Annotated in this window: 1 protein-coding gene; it reads right to left on the reverse strand. The window is 40.7% G+C overall.

Annotation, left to right across the window (positions count from 1 at the left end; all coding sequences use genetic code 11):
• Positions 1 to 138 precede the first annotated feature (138 nt).
• A complete protein-coding gene (locus UB32_RS16940; protein WP_044395950.1) occupies positions 139 to 1254 on the reverse strand; it encodes an IS4 family transposase in 1116 nt (371 codons plus the stop codon).
• Positions 1255 to 1394: the final 140 nt, after the last annotated feature.

Consider the following 1394-nt stretch of genomic DNA (forward strand, 5'->3'; position numbering starts at 1 on the left):
GCATAAATAATGTCACAATTTTCAGTTTAATAATTTTCATCTTTAAGAGCCAAAAAAGTAATTACCTAATCAAAGGTGGCTCCATCCATTTGGAAATTATTTTACAATTAGACTAGAGTGACAGCGGCACCTTGCTTTTTAAGGAATGGCTTTTCCTTCTATTTTTCGAATCCAGATATGGGCCGGTTTCCACAATGCAGCCTTTAAATATCGGCTGATCTGCAGGGTCTTCTGCTTACTTTCCGTCTCGAGTTGCGCAAGGACATGAAGGCAGTAAACGATCAATGCGATGAACACTTGGTTTTGGATGGCCCACTCACTTTGGCCATAGAACTTTTTGATGTTCAGATGCTGCTTGATCCATTTAAAGAACAGCTCGATGGTCCATCGTGATTTATACATGTCTGAAATTTCGTCTGGTTCCAAATCAAAACGGTTGGTAATCAACTGAAGCAAGTTGCCTCTTGAATCGATCACTTTTAGGAGACGGAAGTAATTCTCAGCCCGGTTTTGCGTCGTGCCGATCAACACCATTTGATCAGACAAAACAGCGGAGTCATCAGGGATCTTAAAGTCGTAAACCTTCCGAATGACTGCGTTTTTCTTCAGCCTGGTCAAAAAGAAATAGCCATCATCCGTCATACGGTCAAAGCGTTCGTAATCAAGGTATCCCCGGTCAAAGACATACATGCATTCCCTATCATCGACCATGACCTCAAGCTGACCGCGGTCGTGTTCACTGGCTTTGGTCATCACTGCCTTTTCGGGGTAGGAGATTCCTTTTTCCATGAAGACCAGCCGCAGATGTAATTTTACACCGGCTTTTGTTTTACGGAATTTCGCCCACCTGTGATTCGTCAAATTAAGAGGCAATGTGCTCGAATCAATGATTTTCAAGGGCATCACCATTTTTGTGTGGTGAGTCTTTGCATGAATCTTCCCGACTAAATCAAGAAAAAGGATCTGGAACAGGTCCGGATTCAGGCCATTTAACCGTCGTGACATCTGAGAAACACTGATGGAATCAAGGTCAATCTCTTTCTGGAGCTGATCATCGAAAAGGCAATCACCAAGTGCATGCAGGCTTTCGACTTCCGTCAGCTGAGAAAAAAGCAATAATTTCAGAAATGATTCCGTCGATAATTTTTTTGTATAGTAGTCTAACTTCATGGTTTTCACTTGTTCTTCAAAAGTTTTGAGATTTATTGGAGAAAACCATTGTCCAAATGAAGTTTTTCGTGTAATCTTGTCCATGCGTAAGTCCTTTTTTAGTGGATTTGGACGGGTTACCACCTGACTTATCTATTATAAAGGACTTTTTCTTTGCGTAAAAGAAGATTAGTGAAGATTTTGAGTCTTTTTAATATTGAATATTAATTAGTGCAACACTAGTG

Origin of the sequence: Mesobacillus subterraneus (assembly GCF_000934845.1) — a bacterium.
Taxonomy (GTDB): Bacteria; Bacillota; Bacilli; order Bacillales; family Cytobacillaceae; genus Mesobacillus; species Mesobacillus stamsii.